This is a genomic window from Paenibacillus sp. 7516 (assembly GCF_002272715.1).
GTDB lineage: Bacteria > Bacillota > Bacilli > Paenibacillales > Paenibacillaceae > Paenibacillus > Paenibacillus illinoisensis_A.
Genome location: NZ_NPBI01000006.1, coordinates 413,298 through 433,243 on the forward strand (window position 1 = coordinate 413,298; position 19,946 = coordinate 433,243).

Consider the following 19,946-nt stretch of genomic DNA (forward strand, 5'->3'; position numbering starts at 1 on the left):
TTTATCCAGACTGCCGCTTGAGACTCTCATTGCTTTTCATAGGCAGGAGCAGTTATATGGAGGTTGCTCAATCTATGCTGCATGTCTGCCTTGTTCTGTTGAAACTGTTTGAGCCGAGAACCGTTAGCACCGGACGGATGAGGGAAGCCCCACAATATCCTTTTCTCACGTATTCGTTTCTCCTCAAGCAATTGACGAAGCACAGCTTCAACTGACTTCCCGAGCGGAATAACTAAGGGTTCGTCCAGTTGACTCCACTCAGGCAGAAAAGACCCAAGCACAGCTTCATATAGAAAGTTATTCTGGGTGATAGCAGGCTGATGTCCCGTATAATTTTGCTGCTTCACTAAGATTGGATACCGAATCAGGGAAGTGGTGTGCAGAAGCATGCATTCAGGATCAAATAGCGCTTCTACATTAGGTACATTTAAAAATTGATGCAGGCCTATCTCCTGAAGCATTTGGATTACGTTTGTTCGCATGACACCAGCCATTCTGGCGGCAACCTTTGCTTCCTGACAGGCTGCTTCGTAGGTGGCCTGACGTTTCAAAGCTTGGACGGCTGTGCGAAAAGCAATCTCCATCTGCTGCCAACCGGGTGTAATGCCAACAAGCATGACTTTGGCGGAGGAATTGATGTATTCATTATGCGGAGAATAGTACATCTCAACGTTTCCTGCTGCTCCCAATTTCAGATCTTTAATTAACAGATCCTCTTTTGTGTATTTCTGTTTCAGGGGAAATGACTTCATGATCTCAATCAGATGTTTATGTTGGATAGAATTGATCAGCAAAACGTTCCCTCCTCGCCTTCCAGCCTTTCGTCATTTGAAAAAAACCGCCTATGGGCGGTCATGATATGGTGTCCGGGATGACCTACTCTGTCACCAAGACGGCTTTACGATCATACGTGCTATCGTTCACATGTTGAAGCATAAAATCAGCCAAATTGGCACGCGACAGCTTGAGTTTCCGAGACTTGTCCGGGTGAATCTCCATTTCGTGAACATACTTTCCATTATATCGATCCATCGTGAGCACGGGAGGTTGAACCAGTATCCAATTCAGCTTGCTGCTGGTTACGAGGTTGTCCTTGTCCAGGTGATCTCGAAGCAGATTGGTCATGACGTTCGGGATGACATATTTGTATAAGAAACCGAGCTTACCGGCCTCTCTGTGAGTACCAATAAACGACACATGAATCAGTTTGCCTGCTTCGTTGTTTTCCATCGCCTGGATGATATTTTTCAGCGCATCGATAAGAACGAGATCTCTTTTGAACATGCTCTTCGCACCAAGAATCGAAAAGACTGCGTCAAATTTTTCTTTTTTCAGGACATGATCGACCTCCGTAAATCGGGTAACTTCGCCCTGCACGATTTTTAAATTTGGATGAGAAATACCCAGTTTGGAAGGGTTTCGGACAAAAGCAGTTACGGTATGCCCTTCATCAAGTGCACGCTGCAGCAGCTCCTTTCCCGTTCTTCCGGTCGCTCCAAATATGATAATGTTCAATTGTCCCACATCCATTCTTCGTTGTTATTTACATGAAGCCTTTGTACGAATACGAGCGAATCAATGAAAATTGTTTGGCCAGAAAATGAGGGGCATAAGGCATGTCATTGCGAAGCCAGGCCACAATGGTTCCGATCAGTGCCGAAGAAGTGTACCAAATTGCAATTTCTTTATGGATGCCTGCCTGCGCAAAAGCACTTTCCATCTCCAGCTTCTCTATTTTCTCTGTAACGAGTCTAGTCAGCAATTTCAACAACCGTTCTGTGAAAATAGGGGTTCGTTTGGAGGCGAGCACGACACGATAGAATTTGGGATGATCGGCAAAATGCTCAAGCACTTTCACCAGAACTGGCCAGGCCTCCTCTGTCTCATGATTGTCAAATCGGTGGTACTGATCAACGATCCGTTCAATATGCTCGTTCATCTCATCCGCCATCTTCTCCATCATATCCGTAATATCACGATAATGAAGATAGAAGGTTACCCGGTTAATGGTTGCACGTTCGGCAATCCGGTTCACCGTTAACTTCTCGATATCCACCTCCTGCAGCAGATCTACAAAAGCATCCCGAATAAGCTGTCTTGTCCGAAGTATTCGCGGATCGGTAGCTGACTTGTTATCGTTTTTCATAACGTATCACTCCTTCAATTTGAGAAAATTACAATTTTAAATAATGAGTCGTTTATTTTCGCAATAAGCTACATAATTAACGATTCTGTAAAATAAGCAACGAATATGCCCAGAAGTGTAAATTGTAATCTGCGGGAATATGTATATAATTCAATAGATACAATGTAAACTATACAACACGTTGTAAATTTAGTCACGTGTAGATTGAAAGGATGGAATGGACTTGCGTCAGGCTAGATTAGATGATGAGAAAAACATCAAAAAAGGTCCCATACTGTTTGTCATGATTCTGGGTGCATTTCTTGCCACATTGAATCAAACCCTAATGAGTGTTGCCACTCCGGAGTTGATGGGTGATTTCAATATCTCCGCTACAACGGCGCAATGGTTAACCACTGGCTACATGCTGGTGAATGGCGTACTTATACCAATTACTGCGTATTTCATGCAGCGTTTCTCGACAAGGCAGCTCTTTCAGGCTTCCATGTTCATTTTCCTGATCGGTACGATCATATCGGCATTAGCGACTAACTTCGGTACACTGCTAACAGGTCGTATGGTGCAGGCTGCTGGAGCAGGTATTATCATGCCGCTGCTGATGCATGTCATTCTTACATTGTTCTCCCCTGAGAAAAGAGGAGCTGCCATGGGAATGGTCGGCTTCGCAGTCATTTTCGCCCCGGCAATCGGCCCTACCCTCGCTGGGTACGTGCTCGAGAACTATTCATGGCAAACGATGTTTTATGGAATGATCCCATTGACGGTCATTGTTATCGGTTGTGCATTTGTATATTTGAAAAATGTATCGGAACGCATAGATACGAAATTTGATACACTTAGTGTGACATTATCGACCATTGGTTTTGGTGCACTGCTGTATGGATTCAGCCGCGCAGGGAGCTTGGGATGGTCGAGTGCGGAAGTACTCATCTGTCTTGTGGCAGGAATCTTGGCCCTCGCCTTGTTCACTTGGCGCCAGCTTGTTTCTGCAGCCCCGCTGCTCGACCTTCGTGCGTTCAAGTATAATATGTTCTCTTTGACCACGATCATTAATATCGCAATTACGATGATCATGTATGCAGACATGATGCTGCTGCCTCTGTATCTTCAAAATGCACGTGGTTACACCGCACTCGAATCCGGATTATTGCTGCTCCCAGGTGCTCTCGTCATGGGATTCCTGATGCCGGTTACTGGACGTTTGTTCGACCGCTTCGGTGCAAAATGGCTTGCCATCATCGGTATGATCATTACAATCGTAACGACGATTGGCTTTATCGATCTGACCGATTCGACCAGCTACACATACTTGGTTCTGATGTCTACTGGACGCCGGATTGGTATGGCTCTGCTCATGATGCCAATTCAAACAGCAGGTCTGAACCAGCTGCCACCAAGACTCGGTCCTCATGGTACAGCAATCTCCAATACGGTCAGACAAGTCGCTGGCGCGGTCGGTACTTCATTGCTCGTGAGTGTCATGACCAGTCGTACAACGACACATGTACAGGACATGATCGCAAGCGGTGCTGCGAACGGCTTGTCCCGGGAACAATTGGCGATGGAGTCCATGATTCAGGGAATCAACGATGCTTATGTCGTTATTATCGGCATAGCAGTTGTAGGGCTCGCACTCTCCTTCTTCATCAAACGAACGAAGCAGGCAACCGAAGAAGAAGTCAAAATTCCTGTTAGACAGAAAGTTTCCATGAATTCGAACTAAATTGGTAATGATACAAACTAAAAAAGCGGCAGATCAGGACGAACTTCATGTCCTGTCTGCCGCTTTTTACTTGAATAATCGCTAGCGCCTTGCCTTCCATTAAAAAAGTTTGATTTATCATAAGGTAAGGACCTCTCAATCTGCCAACTTCTCCATATCATCCTGCAATTGAATTAGCCGTGTACGGATTGCTTCCATACGACTCTTGACTTCGGCTATTTGATTCTGCAGTTTTAACTCCCTGTCGGTGTCCTGTGATGAAATGGAACCTGAATCATCGTCAAGAGAAGCTCTGAGCTGATTCAGTTCAGACTCGTATTTGATCTGCTGCCTTTCGGCTTGTTTCAATTCGTCCTCCGCTGCACCGATCTGGTACTCCAGATAAGATATATCAGAAGAGCTTGCTTGGCTTAATCGCTGTGAATAGGTCATGGGTTCACCTCAACATTCCTTCTTCTTAAGATTCATCCATCGCTTTGGCAAGATCATACGGCTGGATATCGATATCCAGCTCCTGATTCAGAGCCAGCTTTGCTAACTGACTGCCGATAAAGGGGCCCATCGTTAAGCCGGAAGCACCAAGTCCGTTGGCCGCGATCAGTCCCTCCCATCCAGGAACAGACCCCATTACCGGAAGAAAACCTGGCGTAAACGGACGGAAACCAACTCTTACCTCCTGAAACGTGCTGTTCGACAAACCTGGTGCGAGTTCCAACCCTTTATTCAAGATTTCCTGCATACCGCCCGGCGTGATTCTGGTGTCGTATCCTTCAATTTCATTTTCATGTGTGGCCCCGATCACGATTTTGTGCTCACCAAAAGCCAAAAGATATTGATCAGAAGGTGGCATAACCACAGGCCAGCTTCCTGTCTCTTCCTGATCGGATACCTGCAAATGCATAATTTGTGCTTTTTGGTAATGAACCTTAAAGTGAATACCCAGAGGCTTCATGATCGAATTGGCCCATGCTCCGGCACATACAATGACTTCATCTGCCTGAAAACGCTCTGTATCAACTGACACTCCTGTTACCCGACCAGAATCGAATAGAAGAGCAGCATCCCCATGAACGAGGACGGCTCCATTCCGCTGCGCGGATCGAATTAAGGCATCTCGCAGGGCACGCCCATCTATACGCGCTGCGCCGCTAATATATACCGAATGATATTGTTGATCCAACAATGGAAACCGTGCATGCGTTTCCTCTTCATTAAGCCTTGTAATGTCCCCAACTTCCGGTGCATCTGCTCTTCGAAGATGGGCACGTTCCTCCATCTTGCCGATCTTTTCGATATCCGAATGAATACTCAATGCCCCCACTCGGGCATACCCGGTTTCCGTTTCTCCCTCGCTCTGCAGTTCTTCAATCAGTCCGGGGTAAAAGCGTGCGCCGGCCTTGGCAAGCTGGTACCAATCCTGATTACGCCTCTGCGACAACCAGGGGCAGATGATGCCTGCGGCAGCATCCGTAGCTTGTCCGATATCACCACGATCCACAAGGATGACTTCCGCACCCCTTTTTGCTAACTGATAGGCTGTCGAAGCCCCCAGTATTCCTGATCCTACTACGATGACTTTCTTCATGCTTGCATTCCTTTCCTCTATCACTGCTTTCATTATAGCGTATACTGTTTCGCATCCAATTAGCAAGAGATCCCCATTTTAATATCCCAAACTAAAAGGTTTTCGCTCTATGATGCAATGTTGCAATCGTGTTGTTTAAAAAAATGTTAATTATGTAATATAATTCAATTTAGGTTTCTTTTAACGCTGTATCCGCGCCATTAACGCACAAGATTCTTTAACGAAAAGAGGAATTACACAACGATGCCGAAACCTAGCATGGAGAATCCGCTGGATGCCGATATGCCACTAATGATTACAGGGCAGATCCAGATGAATGCTGATGAATTCAAGCATTGGAGCGACCATTCACGGGATTACACCATTGTACAATGCATCGGAGGAACCGGGCGAATCGCAGCCAAAAATCATGAATTCCTGATCCGTGAAGGAACCGCTCTTATTATGTTTCCTGAAGTTACCTATCGTTATCACAATCTGAGTGATTCATTGTTGTTTGATTGTCTTACGTTTAATGGCTATTTGTTGCCCCGCTTCCTGCATACCTTGCAGATCGGGGAGCTGCGCGCCTTCAAGCCGGATGGAATGCTTCATATCCTACTGCATGAAATAACGCTGGCGCTGCAGTCCCGGCACAAGGATCAGATCTGGCACGTATCCGCATTGCTCTACATGCTTCTGGTCAGATTGACGATCGAAGGAGATCGTTATGGTGCTTATAAAAGCTCCGATGCACGCCTAAAGCTTGGCGGACTCGTTACTTTTATCAAACAGAATTATCATGAGGATATTTCCCTTTCCATGCTGGCCCAGCAGATGAAAGTAACCGAACAGCACTTAAACCGGATATTCAAGAAAGAATTTCAAATGACTCCGCTTGAGTACCTGACACGATATCGTCTTCTGAAAGCCAAGGAAATGCTCATCCAGAATGATGCCATTACCGCTCATGATATTGCCAAAGCAGTCGGTTTCAACAGTGCCAGTTATTTTGGTTCCGTATTCAAGAAATACGAAGGCATCTCCCCGATTGAGTTACGCAAGCAATACCTGGGTTAGAGAATTTCCACATCGATCTCAGCCAGCGAGGATAACCGCAGATCATGAAGCTGGAACTCCAGATCGCGAGTTACCTCGTTCGGCACAATGACGCAGCGAATTCCCGCCGCCTTGGCTGCCTTCAGCCCATTAGGCGAATCTTCGAAAACAACCGCTTCCGAAGCCTCGATCCCCAGACTGTGCAGAGCCAGAAGATATAATTCCGGATCTGGCTTGACCCGCTTGACATCCTCAGCCGTATGAATGACGGCAAATTGTTCGTATATACCCAGCTTGTGCAGATAACCATGCACCCAATCGCGCGTGGAGCTTGAAGCAACGGCAAGCTGAATCCCCTTTTCACGAGCTGTCCGAAGCAATTCATGAACTCCTGGCAGGATGGTTGCCTGCCCCAGGTAGGTTGTATATTTCTGTTCCGATAACAGCTTGATCTGATCATGATCAATCGGTTTTTGCAGTGCCTGTTCCAAGTACAGAAACGGATGAAACTCTTCAAAGTCGGTTCCCACATTTTTGGACCAGAGGTCCAGTCCGAGTTCAATACCGTGCTCCTGATAAATATCCCGAAAAGCATAATACCAGGGTGTCTCTGTATCCAGGATCAGTCCATCAAAATCCAAAATAAAGGCTTTTATCATCAATCTCTTCTCCCTCCATTGATCGGCAGGGGAAATGGCCTAGAAGCGTGCAGTCAAGTCAGGGCTTGTAACCTCCAACGACAAAAATCGGCAGGTACAACCTGTTCCCGTTGGTGACTGTGCAACCACGCCAGCCTGAATCTTCCCTTGAAGCGGCATGCCAAAGTACCTAATTAGTTTCCACTCTTCCCCATCAGGTGAATAAAAAAATGAAATGCAGCCCTCCACCTTGCGTACGCGCAGGTATGGATCGGGTACGGGAACTTCAATTGAATTGCAATCATCAGATGAACCGTCCCGGGTAACCACCGACACAATGGTTGCCGCTTTCCCGTCATACTCAAAACAAAGTTTGCACCAGTTTCGTTCATCTGCCATGATCATCAGACATCCGGAGTCATACTGGTGTTTCATGTCCACGGTTAATTGGGTGGTCAGTTCAAAATCACCTGGAACAGGTATCGCCAGATATGGTGCGGATGCACGGACGTTAATGCCCGCGGGGTCCTGGAAAAAGTCTGTGTCAGCCTGAGCCTCCACAATAAGTACACCCTCTTCTGTGTAGGACCAGTTTTCAGGTTCATTCATCCACTTCATTTGGTTTCGCTTTTCTGTTGCAAATACGTTAGACATCTCGTAACCTCCCAAGTTCGTTTTCTGTATTACATATTCTTTCTATATACAGAAAACCCCTTCTCCTACATATTTTTGTATGTTTCGATCACTTGGGTATGTTTCTGTGGATCAGGCAGGAATAACATAATGACCATCAGGATGACATACAGTGCAAGAATGACGCTAAACAAAAGTACGGGATGATGATGGTACAGCAATCCTGTCAGGTAACCAGATGGAATGGCAGTCAGAGTCATAACTGTCTGTACGGCAGAGAACATATCGGCTTTTTCATGCGTGCCCAGTCTGTTCATAAGCAGGGAATCCCGGTACGTCTGCAGTATAAAATTACCGGCTGCAAGCACGATCAGTGTCAGGAACAGCATGGCTATGTTTCCAACAGGTATCAACAGAAACAGCACGGCTCCGATTGTACTCAATATGATGGAAAACCCTACATACTTCTCCTCTGATCGTTGTTTCAGACGTGGAATGATGACCAAATACAGCAGCATGACCGTTAATGCTGTCACTACCGGGATAAACGAAATCACACGATCATCAAACTTGAGCTGTTCCTTAAAGAAAATGACCTGAAAAAAATTCAGCTGCAGAATCAGATTGGAAAGCACGGTAATCAGTATGATCGGAAAAAGTCTTCGTTTATAAAACGATCTGCCGAACAGTCGCAAACTTGAAGCAAGGCTGTGCATCACCCTCGTTTGACTATGCATACCCATCAGCTCTTTTCCAACCTCGGTTTCATCGGTATACCGGTTGCGAATGAAGAACATCGCGGTCATCAGTATTCCTCCGACGAAATAGATGCTGGCCAGCGTTGGCACAATACCAAAATCAGCAATAACTACACCTGCGATCGGCGTTAATACTCCAGCTGCCGTGATAATCATGTTAAGAATGCCGAACACTCTGGAGCGTTTATGTTCTTCGACATCCTCAATGATTAGACAGTTGAAGGACACCGTCACGAATTTTGAGGTGGCATTCAGAAGGTAAGCAATCAGAAACAGCCAGAAATTGTGCGAGAATGCCCAGATAAACATCGGAATACTCCACGCAACCAGATCAAAGATTAGTGTCGTCCGTTTCCGGCCCAGCTTGTTCGTAATTGAACCGGCAAACAATTGAAATATAAAGGCAAAATAAAGATTCACCGAATTGATCAAACCGATTTCGATGTCCGAAAGTCCGGCTTCCTTCATATATAAAGGAGCATAAAACAGGACAATTGTGCCAGGGATGGCCCATACCGGCTCAAGTAAAATGGAATACCGCGGGTTTCTCGGCAAATCCTGAAGCAACTTCAATCCATATCCCCCTCTTTCTGCGGACCTTGCCGCTGCGGATGGTTGTGCATCGCAGCGGCAATCCCGAGACTTCTATACTTCTATAAAATGAGAGCTGTTTTGACGGAATTCATCGGCAGGGGCTCCCCGGTACGCAGATGATATCCCACCGTACCGTTGAATGCCTCCTCATAATCAGACAGCAGCTCCTTGGCCGTCACCATGCGCTCCAGCTCCGGAATGCTTTGCGCGAATTTCAATGCCGTACTGATCATGGAATGCACGGCTACGGCGCCAATAATGCTGATTCCATCATTAATTACATCTGTTGATTTGAAGGTTACCTTATAGCTGTCGTCATAGCCCATGGGAATGATTCTGCCCCCTTTGGCAATCATCTCGAATCCAACATGAAGCTGATTCCCTACCGCATCGACTACGATGTCGAACTTTTTGTTGTTGTTGATTTTATATACATTATCCAGCGTCAGTTCCTGAGGATAGAACACATGATCAGCAATGCTTGAAGCGAACTCTTTGCGGTATGGGTCTACTTCGGTGCCAACGGTGAGCCGTGCCAATCGTTTGCTTACGAGCTGACACAGGGAACCAATGGCGCCTGAACCCAGAACGAGTACTGAATCGCTTGGCTTCACGCCTGCTTTCATAAACGTCTGCAGCACACAACCAAGCGGCTCAATCATCATCGCCGTTTCCCAGCTCATGGAATCCGGAATCGGGTAGATATATTTCTCATCCCCCACATAATATTCGGCAAATGTACCATGCGTGGTCATGCCTACCTGATAGTCATCGAAGTTTTCGCAATAGATGAACAATCCTTCGCGGCAGTAGGAGCAGGTTCCACAGGATTGAGTGGGATCAATCAGAACGCGGTCGCCTACCTTGAATCCACGGACTTCGGGGCCCACCTCCACAACCGTACCCACGCCTTCATGGCCGATAATCGTTCCCTTGTTTGCCGGAACTTTGCCTTTGACAATGTTTAGATCCGTGCCACAGATGCCTGAGCCATAAATTTTGACTTTAACCTGGTTCGGTTTCTGGATGCTTGGTTGTTCAACATCAAGTAACGCTACCTGTTTATGATCCTGATATACGAGTGCCTTCATGGATTATTCCTCCTAGTCGATTCCCTGTAGGGATGAAGTTATAAACGTTTTCGAATACGTTATCGAGCAAGATGCTCCTGTTTACGCAGCTCTTTCCAGTCCGAAAGGGTCTGCAAGAGTGCTTCTTCCACCCACAGCAATTCTTCGCGAGTATGGGCATCCGAGAAAATAAAGTACCCTTTGGTGAAAATGCCGAAGTGTGCCATTTTCTTTACAATAAACTCACGGAAGGGATCCGATTGGAAGTTATCCTCCGTAATCGAGTGAATGTAGAAGCTTGCATAGGTACCCTTCAAGGCCAATTGGTCCGTCAGCCCAAGAAGTACGAGTTCTGCTTCGATCAGATCCATGATTCGGATGGTGGCATCCCTCCAGCTTGGCCATACCTTGGCAGCTTGCATCAATCGTTCACATGCGATGGCTGCTGCAAGTGCAGTGGTCTCACTGGAATGCGCATTGCTGAATCTTACTTGTCCGGACAAGGACATCAAATGCTCGGGTCCCATCACGGCAGCGAGGGGCAGTCCGTTCGCCATGCCTTTAGAGATGCAGAGCAGATCCGGCCAGATGTCATACTCTCCTGCTGTTGCCTGCTTGCCCATACGAATGCCCGAAGTGACTTCATCAAAAATCACAATGATATCCAGTGATCGGCAAAGGGAGACGACTTGCTCCAGCTGTTCACGCTTCCATTCATTGGGGCACAGCACAATGCATGCGATGTCTTCCGGTGACGCTGTAATCTGAGCTTCAATTCGCTCTGGTGATGGCTTGTCCACCCAGATCGTTGTACGTTCAATATCTACTGGAATGCCGCGCTCTTTCGTTTCGCGACCATAATAACCATAGGCTGACCAGTCATGCCACCCGTGATAGGCTGTTGCAATCACCTTGCTCTTGCCGCTTCCTGCCCTAGCCAAACGTACGGCTCCACTGACAGCATCCGCACCGCTCTTCGTGAACCGCAGCGAAGGATAACGCCCACCAAACCGCTGAAGGATCAGATCAGCACATTCCAATTCAATGTCAGCTGGGATGGAATAGCTTGTCCCTTTCTTCAACTGATGAATGACGGTCAATTGAACTTCATGCCGCGCATGCCCCCAAGGAGCCGTACCCATGGCCATCTCGCAATCCAGCCATTCATTCCCATCAATATCGATAAAGCGGGAATTCCGGGCTTCCGCACAACACACGGGCGTGTAGCCTGGAAACAACCGTTCAGGCGCTTTGGCAAGTGTACTGCATCCGCTCGGAATAACCTTTTCGACGTGCGCGAGCCACTCCAGATTCCGGGTAAATCGTACGGCACGGTCCAGCGTGCTCTCTTTTGAATTCACCTATAGTCCCTCCCTGTACACTTGGTTTAATGGTTAACGAACCTTGGTTCCAGGCCAGCAGCCATCATAGATGCGATCCATCGTAATGACATTGCCATACAAATCGATAATCAGATCCTTGGCCCGGTGGGCATGTCTCATCTCGATCCAGTACCGGTTTTCCAGTAAACGGGCGAAATTGTCTACCAAAAACAGCAACCGGTTCTCACTATGAATGAGTTCCTTGCCCAGTACCTGCGGCAGCCAGATGGCCCCGTTTGAATTGAAGCGGTTGGAATAATCACGTACCTCTGCAATAGGTGCAATCTCAGCTTCCTCAAGCTTGGTCCAGAACGTATCAGCATCACTGCGTACTTCAGCGAGATCAATGCCGACGATCGGCAGATGTTGGTGCTCGGGTTGATTATTCAACTGTTCTTTCAAGTGACCGAACACAAACGGCCAAACATCAGCCTCGATCTCACTGCCCCACTTTTTCCAGAAGCGGGCCAAATTGTTTTTCCGGTTGAAATTTCGATGAATGCCGCTGCTGCGCTCCCAGTGATAAGCGCGAATATTCGGGTTAATGACCGTATCATATCCGGCTGCACGTGCACGCATCTGGTAATCAAAATCCTCGTATCCATTGAAGAATTTCTCATCCAGGGTACCGATCGTCTCGTAGACTTCCCGCTTCATGCCGAACATGGCGAATACAACCAGCTGCACCGAGAACGTCTCTTTCGGAATATCTTCAGGGGATGCATTTAGGAAAAGGTGTCTGCCGATGGTGTCTACAAAAGCAATACCGCAGTGCTGCACGCCACCGGTTTGCGGATACAGCAGCACACCACCAATCATGCCGATTGTAATATCGCTATCCAGCGTCTCTCTCATCATGGACTGCCAATCCGGCTGCAGAATCGTGTCGGAATCCAGGAAGAAAATATAATCTCCCTCAGCTCGCCGCAGTGCACTGTTAATGGATACCGCGCAACCGAGTGGAAAATCATGCTGCAGAATTTCAATCGTTACCCCTTCACGAACTTCCTGCTTCAGTTTCTCCAGATGTTGAAAGACTGCCGAGCCGGAGCCATCATTGATGAAGATAATCTGTGTGGATGGGCTAACCGTCCGAAGCAGTGAATCGGTGAACAAGTTCAGAATGTTATAATCCTGGTTAACTGGCACAATAATCGTATAAAGCATGGGATCCCTCCTATTTGGATATGATGGAATGCGTTCAAGCTGTTCACTCTGGAAAATATGTCTGGATACCAGCCTCCTTGTTCCGAATATGCTGTCTTAATTTGGTAATGTTTTGGATCTACTAGAAATTTATATCATTTCTTGTAATTATGAAATCTCAAATTCTGAACTCTATTAATATTTGAATATGATCAAAAAAAACACCTCTGGAGTGATTCCGCACTGCCGGCGCGGTTGACTCTCCAGAGGTACTATTCAGAAGTGGGGAAGCAGATTAGTTTCTGCCGTAATACAGCTTGCGATTGGTGATATCCACCAGGTACAGAATGTCGACCCCGTTGGCATTGCGCTCAACACTGAGCCTCTCAATCGGTTTGCCTGGAGCAATCGACGTTTGGGCCCATCCGCCATTGCCATCCGGAACCGCCATATATGCACGGTCGGTGCCGCTATATTTCGTATAATAGACCCGAACATCTGACCCCGTCCACGTAATATCAATGCCCGCCCTCGTTGCCGTAGCATTATATACGGTCTGCTGCGTCCATCCACCTGCATCATAAGAAGCATATTTCACGGAGAAGTTCGTGCTTCCTTCCTCCCGGTACCGGTAGACAATCTTCGGTTTGCCTGCTGAATCTACAGCCAGTTTGGCGCTCTGGATTCCCGGTCCCCCTGGATCGCCTCCATCTTTGACGTAGGCCTCGGTTGGAGCAAACGGCTGGACAATATCCACATTACTTAGCGATACGGGTGAAGCTATGACACTGCCATCTGCTTTATAGAAAGTACCTGTTGAAGGTCTGTACTTCACGTAAGACAGATCATGACGAAGTGCGCTCGAAACAAAAGTAGACCATTCAAACAGGATGTGTAAGTCGCCTTGCGCATCGAAAACCAGATCATTCGGATAGAATGAACGACCTGCGTTCGCACCGACGACCGCCTCTTGGCTCCAGCTGGACTGGGCATTGTTCCAACGATACAAAATGCCAGAACGATATCCCGTCAAATCATCGCTTGATCGGATCAGAAGATAGACATCCCCATTCGGTGCTGTTGTCAGAACGGGGTATGTCCCCTTGAAAGTGGAGAAGGAAGGCATATCGGAAGAATGATTCTGCGGAGCGCCTCCAACGGTATCTGACCTGAAATAACGCCAGCTATCGTTGTGCATGGAAGCAAAGACATGAAATCGGCCGCTGCCGTCGCGTGCTATGGAAGGTTGATTGTGCCCTATGTCATCGCTATACTGAGCAATGCTGCTGCCATTCATTACCGGAATGTTGGACCACGCTCCTGTTCCGTCCCGTCTTGCGATATTTACAGTATGTGTGCTCTCTGAGCCTCCCGGGCCGTTATATGCCAAGTACGCATACTCATTTCCCGTGCCATATGTCTCAAGCGGCGTCCACCATCCCGCCTGATTGCTTGAATCCATGGCATAAGGTACCTCCGTGAGTGTTGCTGTTGCCATACCTGTGCTCGTTGGCAGTACAGATATGAGCAGTGCTGCAACGGCGCCTATCTTCCAGAACCTGCCTTTTCCCAAGATCATTCGCCTCCTTCATGATTGGTGTAACATGAATTCGTAGAGAAAGGATCCCCGGCCGGGAATAATTAAAGCGCTTACAGTTTACTGGATGCTTGTTAGCGCCATCATCATGGTAACATGAGTTTTCCGCTGTACGTCATATACAAAATCATGCTTTTAATAGAACAAAAATTTGATATTTAAGCTTCAAGATAAAATGGAATAGAACATTTCATCACTTTCGGTTTTGCTAAACGTTTTCGATATATTTATCGCCAAAAAGACCGAATGGGTTACCATTCAGTCTCCTTGGCTCCGAGGTTTGTGACAAATTGGCGCAATGCATGAGATACCCATTTTCGGGTGTGAATGACTAACTGGATTTCGAGTCTGAATTCGCCATGCTCCAGTGGCAATACGGTGAGTTCCTCCCGCCGGATCTCATCGAGGGCGATCATTTGAGGCAAAAGCGAGATACCCGATCCTGCCATAATGCTTCGTTTAATCGCCTCAGGGCTTCCAAGCTCCAGACCTACCTTATAAGGAATACCGTTAGCCCTGAGTACTCTCTCCAGCAGCTGTCTGTAGTTGCAGGTATCCTCGGGCATAATCCATTCTTCGTCAGACAGATCGCTCAGTTCAATTTTCTGCTTCTTCGCAAGGGGATGATCTGTATTAACGATGAGGACAAGCGGCTCTTCCCGGATGGTGATCCACTGCAAGCCTGATTCGGATGAAGCATTCGCGAGAATAAGTCCCACATCGGCTTCTCCCTCTTTTACCTTCTGCAAAATCATGTCTTCCCGGTCGGTCTGCAGCCGAATACCCAGTTCAGGATACTGCTTGCGCGTCGTCTGAATCGGGGCAGGAAGAAAATAGGAAGCCAGCGAATCCATCGTTGCAATGGTAAGTGAACCTCCGCCCTGTTTGGTCAGCTTTTCCTGCGAATGTTCATATATCTCCAGGAGTTGTCCCGAGAGCTTGAACAATTCTTCCCCTGCTGAAGTAAGTCGGATTTTATTGTTGTTGTAACGTTCGAATAATTTGACCTGATAGATTTTTTCCAGCTTTTGAATCTGTGTCGTTACACTCGACTGTGCGTAGCCAAGCTCTTCTGCCGCCTTGGTGAAACTTTGCCGCACGGCCACTTCACGAAAGGTTTGAAAATAATTCAAATCCATGTTCCTGAACCCTTCCTTATCAAAATAATCGATAACACCCATCATCTATTATAGTTAACTATGATGCCAATTCCCATGGTAAAGTGAATTTAATGTCATTTCAACATAAATGGAGGCCATTTTATGCTAACCGAACAACAGATTCAAGGTATTTATGTACCGGTAATCACCCCTTTTACGAAGGATAATCAGCTCGATATCCCTTCCTTTCGGAACTACATCACACATATGGCGAATAGTGGAATTCACGGTTTAGTTATTAACGGCACTACTGGAGAGTCACCTACGGTTTCATGGGATGAAGTGGAACAGCTCGTTCAAGTCACGAAGGAAACCTTGCAAAGCATAAATAAAACTATACCCATCGTCGTTGGGACCGGAACCAACGATACAGCATCAACGGTCAAGCGTACACAAATGGCTGGTGAACTCGGTGCGGACGCCGTTCTTGTAGTCACTCCCTACTACAACAGACCAACAGAGGAAGGCATTTATGAGCATTTTCGTGTGACTGCCGAAGTGGGAGTACCCATTATTGTATATGAAATCCCTGCACGCACGGGTGTCCGTGTCTCGGTGGATACAATGAAAAGAATTATGAACTTAGACGGGGTTATTGGCCTTAAGGACAGCACCAACGGCGTGGAATTAATGTCGGAGCTGGTACGAAGCGGATCCAAACCAATCCTGTGCGGGGATGATGCATTCTTTTACGATATGTTAAGTGAAGGTGCTGCTGGCGGCATGCTGGCATCTGCCAATATTAACACGGAGCAATTCATTGAGGTGTACGATCGCTATAAAAATGGGGACAAAGAGGGCTCGCGTGAGCTGTTTACTCGTGTCGCTCCTTTTATTGACCATCTCTTTGCAGAGCCCGCTCCTGCCATGATCAAATGGCTGCTTGTCAATCAAGGAATCATTACTTCAGATCAACTGCGCCTGCCGCTGATGCCGGCATCTGAGCAATTAAAAGCGAATATGGATCAATACATGGTGAGCAGTAACGCAGTAGATTAAACCTTATAATTAAACGTCCTTGCATAGACAACAAAAGCCGCAGATCTGCGGCTTTTTCAATGTGTTTTATGAAATTCTAAATATATCCCTTAGCTGAGGGATGCTATCCATTTGATGAATAATTTAATATAAGAGCTTCACGTGTCTGTTCATCATAACTGATCCAGAGCTCGTCGCCGATCTCTACACCGAATACAGGATCGATCGACTGATGAATTTCATAGATCTGACCACCTCGATCCACAGTAATCCGCGCCAAGGGGCGCTCGCCGACTGTTATCCCTTCATACATGACGGTGCGAATCGTGGCCGCACCCTGTTTGCCTTTGGCTAACCGAAGTTCACGCTCATAATCTTCACGTTTCATATGCATTGGAATCCGTGTTCCGTTCTGAACAACAGTACCCAATGGTACGAACAGGCTGTTTGTTTTGCGGATACTGTCCTCACCACTTGTTATCATCAAATCCATGACCAATAGCTCCCGATCCAGGAACTCCGTCTCCTTTTTCTCCATTTGGACAACTTCTGCCTCCAGCGCCAATTGATCGGCAAGTTCCGAAGTACCCACACCATAACTTTGAAGGCGAACCTGGCCTCCAGCCAGAATCAACGTTGCCTCGGTTCCTACACGGTAGCTGAAGCCAGGAGGCTGCACAACCGGCACCTCGTATTCTTGTTCATCCGCTATAAAATGGAGCAGGAGGACCTTGCCGCGATTGAGGAATCCATAATGATCAATACGTTCAAGAACAGCATGATGTATGGTTGATGGCATCTGGCCCTGTAAATCCTCCTCGGATATCAACACGGCCTTGTCCTTTTCCCGATTATAGCTGATAACTACCTGATCGCCGATACGATTAGCATTCAGGAGAGAGATAACCTTTTTGAGTTCAACCTCCTTCCGTTCACCATCCACCTCGAAACGAATTTTGAAGCGAACCAGCGGCTGATTGTTGACGTAGGTGCCTGTCTCTGCCATCTCCATGATAGTACCATTCAACAGTTCACCCTCGTTAATCAGCTGTGTTCGCCTTTTAAATATTAGTGGCAGGACGAACTGTGGCACGATGATTACTAACAGCGGAATAGCGAGCCAGACCGCCCAATTGAGGACAAGCACTCCCCCTTCACCGATATGACCTAGGAATCCACGGAAGGATAACTGCCCTTCATTCGCTGTTTTGATCCAATCGAGCATCTGATCCTTCGTCTGCATATGGACTAGTCCTGTCTGCACGTTCATGGCCCCTGCAGCCTGTTCGCCGCCGGAGTAATAGAGCGTATCGTCTTCGAGAGCTTTGTAAAATTGAACGTCCGTGTTCTCCAGATCCTCATTTGTTAATTGCCCAACCATTGCTCCTACATCCATGAAAGTCTTTTTCTTTTCATTGTAGATATAACCGCGAACTTCACCTTGTTTCTCATCCTCCATGGAAGATCCAACAATGAAAACCTCCTGGTCATTCAATAAAAATACACTCGCTTGGTATACCGGTTTGGGAGTATTGACGACAGATCCCCACTCATTCGTTTTGGCATTATAGAAACGGACTTGTTTGGGATTGGAATCCTGGGCGCGAACCAACCGGGTGTAATCAACGCCAAATGATTCGGCAAACGTATTGGAGGCCTGTTCCTGTGCAAGGAAAATACCTACATCCTCAGTCTGGATCTCCACGGCCGGAAGGCCATCCTGTTGAAGAATTCCACTTACATAGGCCCTTTGGCCATGTTCAAGTATGACTTCAAATAAAGGAACAGGCAGTTCGTTTTTGAAGCTCCCGTCTACGTCAGAGATACTATCCGGATCCGACGGAAGTACATCTGGACTATTCAGAATCTCTAGTTTTACTTCTGCGTCCCTGACCTCTGCAAGGTATGTCGTTGAACCTGATGTTTCACCATTCACAATGAGCCTGCCACGCCATGCGTGTACACCTGCCCAAGGAGTATCGAGCTGCAATGTACTTCGGGCTAATTCTGTCACTTCTCCCGTATCCCGTACGTGAGTCAGCTGTAAGCTCTGACTGCTATCTAATGTTGGGATGATCACACCGTTATTCTGATATGTAGTTGCTGCTAATGGACCTTGAGAATTGGCACGGATCATTTGTTCTTTGATCAGGTTTCCTGTGTTAGCCTCATACATGTGGAGCCTCGAATATTCTCCGTCCCTTTCATCCGTTAAAGCTACAATTTTGTTCCCGCCATCAAGATAATACATGCCTGTCAAATTGGAATATTGATCTTGGATGCTCATAACCCCACCTCGATAATCATTCCAGATCTGTACCGTCAGGATCATCGCAGGAACAAATAATACGAGAAGTGTAAACGGAATTCTATTCTTCTTCTTTTTCAAAAAACCTCCCCCTTCTGCACATCTAAATATTATTCATAATTTTCATCGTATACGCAACTTTTTTAAGTTCAGAAACGGAAAAAAACCGCGAATATCGCGGCTTCTTCTGAATCAAACCAATAAGGAAATAAGGATTGGCAGTGAGATCAATGACAGCACGGAGCTCATGACAAAGGAAGATGCCGTCTCCACCTCAAGTGTATCGAACCTGGATGCAATCATCGCAGCTACGGCTGAACCTGGGAAGGATACAAGCAGGATGACCATAGTCGTGTCGGTTGATGATAGTCCCATCAACAGTGCAAACATGTACGTAAACAACGGCAGGGCAATCACCTTCAACAGCGAAATGCTGATGGCATTCAGGCTGAATTTGATCCGGTTAATGCCCACCGTTACCCCGATTGCAAACAGGGCTGCTCCGGATGTTATGCTACCGATCTGATCAAAAGAGCTTTGCAGCAGCTGAGGTGACTGGAAGCCAACAAGTGTCAGGATCACACCCAGAAGTGGAATGCAGGCAAGCGGTTCTTTCAGGCCATGGATGATGGAATGGATCGTAAGTTTAAACAAGCTTTCGCCATGACCACTCTGCTTGCCCTCTTCCGTTTTCTTCCCCACAGAACTGACAATGGTCGCGATTGGATCAAGCAGCGCATTCACTACGATGCCCGTGATTGCAATTGGAATGGTGACTTCAGCGGCACCGAACAGGTTACCCAGAACCGGAATCCCCATAAATGCAAACGAAGGTTGAGTAGCATTCAATGAAAAGATCGATGACTGGCTAAGATTGACTTTGAAAATGAAACGCATCACCAGCAGCAGTACAACATAGAAGCCGATAATCCCCAGGAATATGGTCATGAAGAATGGCCACTTGTCAATCAAGGTCTCTTTTTTCGTCGTAGTGATACCAATAAACAAATGCGCCGGCAGCGCAAACTTGGTCACCAGTGTATTCAGGCCTTTGGAGGATGCGGAATTAAATACTTTGAAATAGCCTCCAAAAAAACCGAGTAAAATTACGAAAAATATAGGAATTAATATAATGAAAATGTCACTTACTGACATGTTGGTCAAACCTCCATTTATGATCTGAGCATTTG

Annotated in this window: 18 protein-coding genes; 3 read left to right on the forward strand and 15 right to left on the reverse strand. The window is 46.8% G+C overall.

Going from position 1 to position 19,946, the window contains the following annotated elements; translation table 11 throughout:
• Positions 1 to 26 precede the first annotated feature (26 nt).
• From CHI14_RS05255 to CHI14_RS05265, 3 genes are all read right to left on the reverse strand, one after another.
• Positions 27 to 794 carry a hypothetical protein gene (locus CHI14_RS05255; RefSeq protein ID WP_249281005.1) on the reverse strand — a complete coding sequence of 256 codons (768 nt, stop codon included), beginning with the start codon at positions 792 to 794 and terminating at the stop codon, positions 27 to 29.
• Positions 795 to 876: 82 nt separating this feature from the next.
• Positions 877 to 1,515 carry an NAD(P)-dependent oxidoreductase gene (locus CHI14_RS05260; RefSeq protein ID WP_170948021.1) on the reverse strand — a complete coding sequence of 213 codons (639 nt, stop codon included), beginning with the start codon at positions 1,513 to 1,515 and terminating at the stop codon, positions 877 to 879.
• Positions 1,516 to 1,543: 28 nt separating this feature from the next.
• Positions 1,544 to 2,146 carry a TetR/AcrR family transcriptional regulator gene (locus tag CHI14_RS05265; protein ID WP_095287357.1) on the reverse strand — a complete coding sequence of 201 codons (603 nt, stop codon included), beginning with the start codon at positions 2,144 to 2,146 and terminating at the stop codon, positions 1,544 to 1,546.
• 217 nt (positions 2,147 to 2,363) lie between these two features.
• Between CHI14_RS05265 and CHI14_RS05270 the strand changes: the two genes are divergently transcribed.
• Complete coding sequence (locus CHI14_RS05270) at positions 2,364 to 3,869, forward strand: DHA2 family efflux MFS transporter permease subunit (RefSeq protein WP_095287358.1); 1,506 nt, start codon at positions 2,364 to 2,366, stop codon at positions 3,867 to 3,869.
• A 135-nt stretch (positions 3,870 to 4,004) separates the two neighbouring features.
• Here the strand turns inward: CHI14_RS05270 and CHI14_RS05275 are convergent, their stop codons facing one another.
• Together CHI14_RS05275 and CHI14_RS05280 are read right to left on the reverse strand one after the other, a co-directional pair.
• Entirely contained in the window at positions 4,005 to 4,301 is a 297-nt protein-coding gene (locus CHI14_RS05275) for a hypothetical protein (RefSeq protein WP_095287359.1), read from the reverse strand.
• A 25-nt stretch (positions 4,302 to 4,326) separates the two neighbouring features.
• Positions 4,327 to 5,454 (reverse strand): NAD(P)/FAD-dependent oxidoreductase, encoded by a 1,128-nt coding sequence (locus CHI14_RS05280; protein WP_095287360.1) that lies wholly within the window; start codon positions 5,452 to 5,454, stop codon positions 4,327 to 4,329.
• Between the two features lie 243 nt (positions 5,455 to 5,697).
• Here CHI14_RS05280 and CHI14_RS05285 point away from each other — a divergent pair, with 243 nt between their 5' ends.
• A complete protein-coding gene (locus CHI14_RS05285; protein WP_095287361.1) occupies positions 5,698 to 6,513 on the forward strand; it encodes an AraC family transcriptional regulator in 816 nt (271 codons plus the stop codon).
• On the opposite strand, the gene CHI14_RS05290 is transcribed toward CHI14_RS05285, so the two are convergent.
• The 8 genes from CHI14_RS05290 to CHI14_RS05325 form a co-directional block, all read right to left on the reverse strand.
• Positions 6,510 to 7,151: an HAD family hydrolase gene (locus tag CHI14_RS05290; protein WP_095287362.1), complete on the reverse strand. Its 642-nt coding sequence runs from the start codon at positions 7,149 to 7,151 to the stop codon at positions 6,510 to 6,512. The two genes, CHI14_RS05285 and CHI14_RS05290, sit on opposite strands and share 4 nt — an antisense overlap.
• 39 nt (positions 7,152 to 7,190) lie before the next feature.
• Positions 7,191 to 7,784 carry a DUF1349 domain-containing protein gene (locus tag CHI14_RS05295; protein WP_095287363.1) on the reverse strand — a complete coding sequence of 198 codons (594 nt, stop codon included), beginning with the start codon at positions 7,782 to 7,784 and terminating at the stop codon, positions 7,191 to 7,193.
• Between the two features lie 65 nt (positions 7,785 to 7,849).
• Positions 7,850 to 9,094 (reverse strand): MFS transporter, encoded by a 1,245-nt coding sequence (locus CHI14_RS05300; protein ID WP_095287364.1) that lies wholly within the window; start codon positions 9,092 to 9,094, stop codon positions 7,850 to 7,852.
• A gap of 80 nt (positions 9,095 to 9,174) precedes the next feature.
• The gene (locus CHI14_RS05305) at positions 9,175 to 10,206 is read right to left on the reverse strand and encodes a zinc-dependent alcohol dehydrogenase (protein ID WP_095287365.1); all 1,032 of its coding nucleotides are present in this window, start codon (positions 10,204 to 10,206) and stop codon (positions 9,175 to 9,177) included.
• A 59-nt stretch (positions 10,207 to 10,265) separates the two neighbouring features.
• On the reverse strand, positions 10,266 to 11,546 hold the full coding sequence (locus CHI14_RS05310; protein WP_095287366.1) for an aminotransferase class III-fold pyridoxal phosphate-dependent enzyme: 1,281 nt from the start codon (positions 11,544 to 11,546) through the stop codon (positions 10,266 to 10,268).
• 33 nt (positions 11,547 to 11,579) lie between these two features.
• A complete protein-coding gene (locus tag CHI14_RS05315) occupies positions 11,580 to 12,734 on the reverse strand; it encodes a glycosyltransferase family 2 protein (RefSeq protein WP_095287367.1) in 1,155 nt (384 codons plus the stop codon).
• A 274-nt stretch (positions 12,735 to 13,008) separates the two neighbouring features.
• Positions 13,009 to 14,286, reverse strand: coding sequence for a BNR-4 repeat-containing protein (locus CHI14_RS05320; protein WP_212676978.1), 1,278 nt, complete (start codon positions 14,284 to 14,286; stop codon positions 13,009 to 13,011).
• A 275-nt stretch (positions 14,287 to 14,561) separates the two neighbouring features.
• Positions 14,562 to 15,449 (reverse strand): LysR family transcriptional regulator, encoded by an 888-nt coding sequence (locus CHI14_RS05325; RefSeq protein WP_095287369.1) that lies wholly within the window; start codon positions 15,447 to 15,449, stop codon positions 14,562 to 14,564.
• 123 nt (positions 15,450 to 15,572) lie between these two features.
• Here CHI14_RS05325 and dapA point away from each other — a divergent pair, with 123 nt between their 5' ends.
• Positions 15,573 to 16,469 carry a 4-hydroxy-tetrahydrodipicolinate synthase gene (gene dapA, locus CHI14_RS05330; RefSeq protein ID WP_095287370.1) on the forward strand — a complete coding sequence of 299 codons (897 nt, stop codon included), beginning with the start codon at positions 15,573 to 15,575 and terminating at the stop codon, positions 16,467 to 16,469.
• A 103-nt stretch (positions 16,470 to 16,572) separates the two neighbouring features.
• Here the strand turns inward: dapA and CHI14_RS05335 are convergent, their stop codons facing one another.
• Together CHI14_RS05335 and CHI14_RS05340 are read right to left on the reverse strand one after the other, a co-directional pair.
• The gene (locus CHI14_RS05335; protein WP_095287371.1) at positions 16,573 to 18,837 is read right to left on the reverse strand and encodes a hypothetical protein; all 2,265 of its coding nucleotides are present in this window, start codon (positions 18,835 to 18,837) and stop codon (positions 16,573 to 16,575) included.
• A 111-nt stretch (positions 18,838 to 18,948) separates the two neighbouring features.
• On the reverse strand, positions 18,949 to 19,911 hold the full coding sequence (locus tag CHI14_RS05340) for an AEC family transporter (protein WP_095287372.1): 963 nt from the start codon (positions 19,909 to 19,911) through the stop codon (positions 18,949 to 18,951).
• Positions 19,912 to 19,946 lie beyond the last annotated feature (35 nt).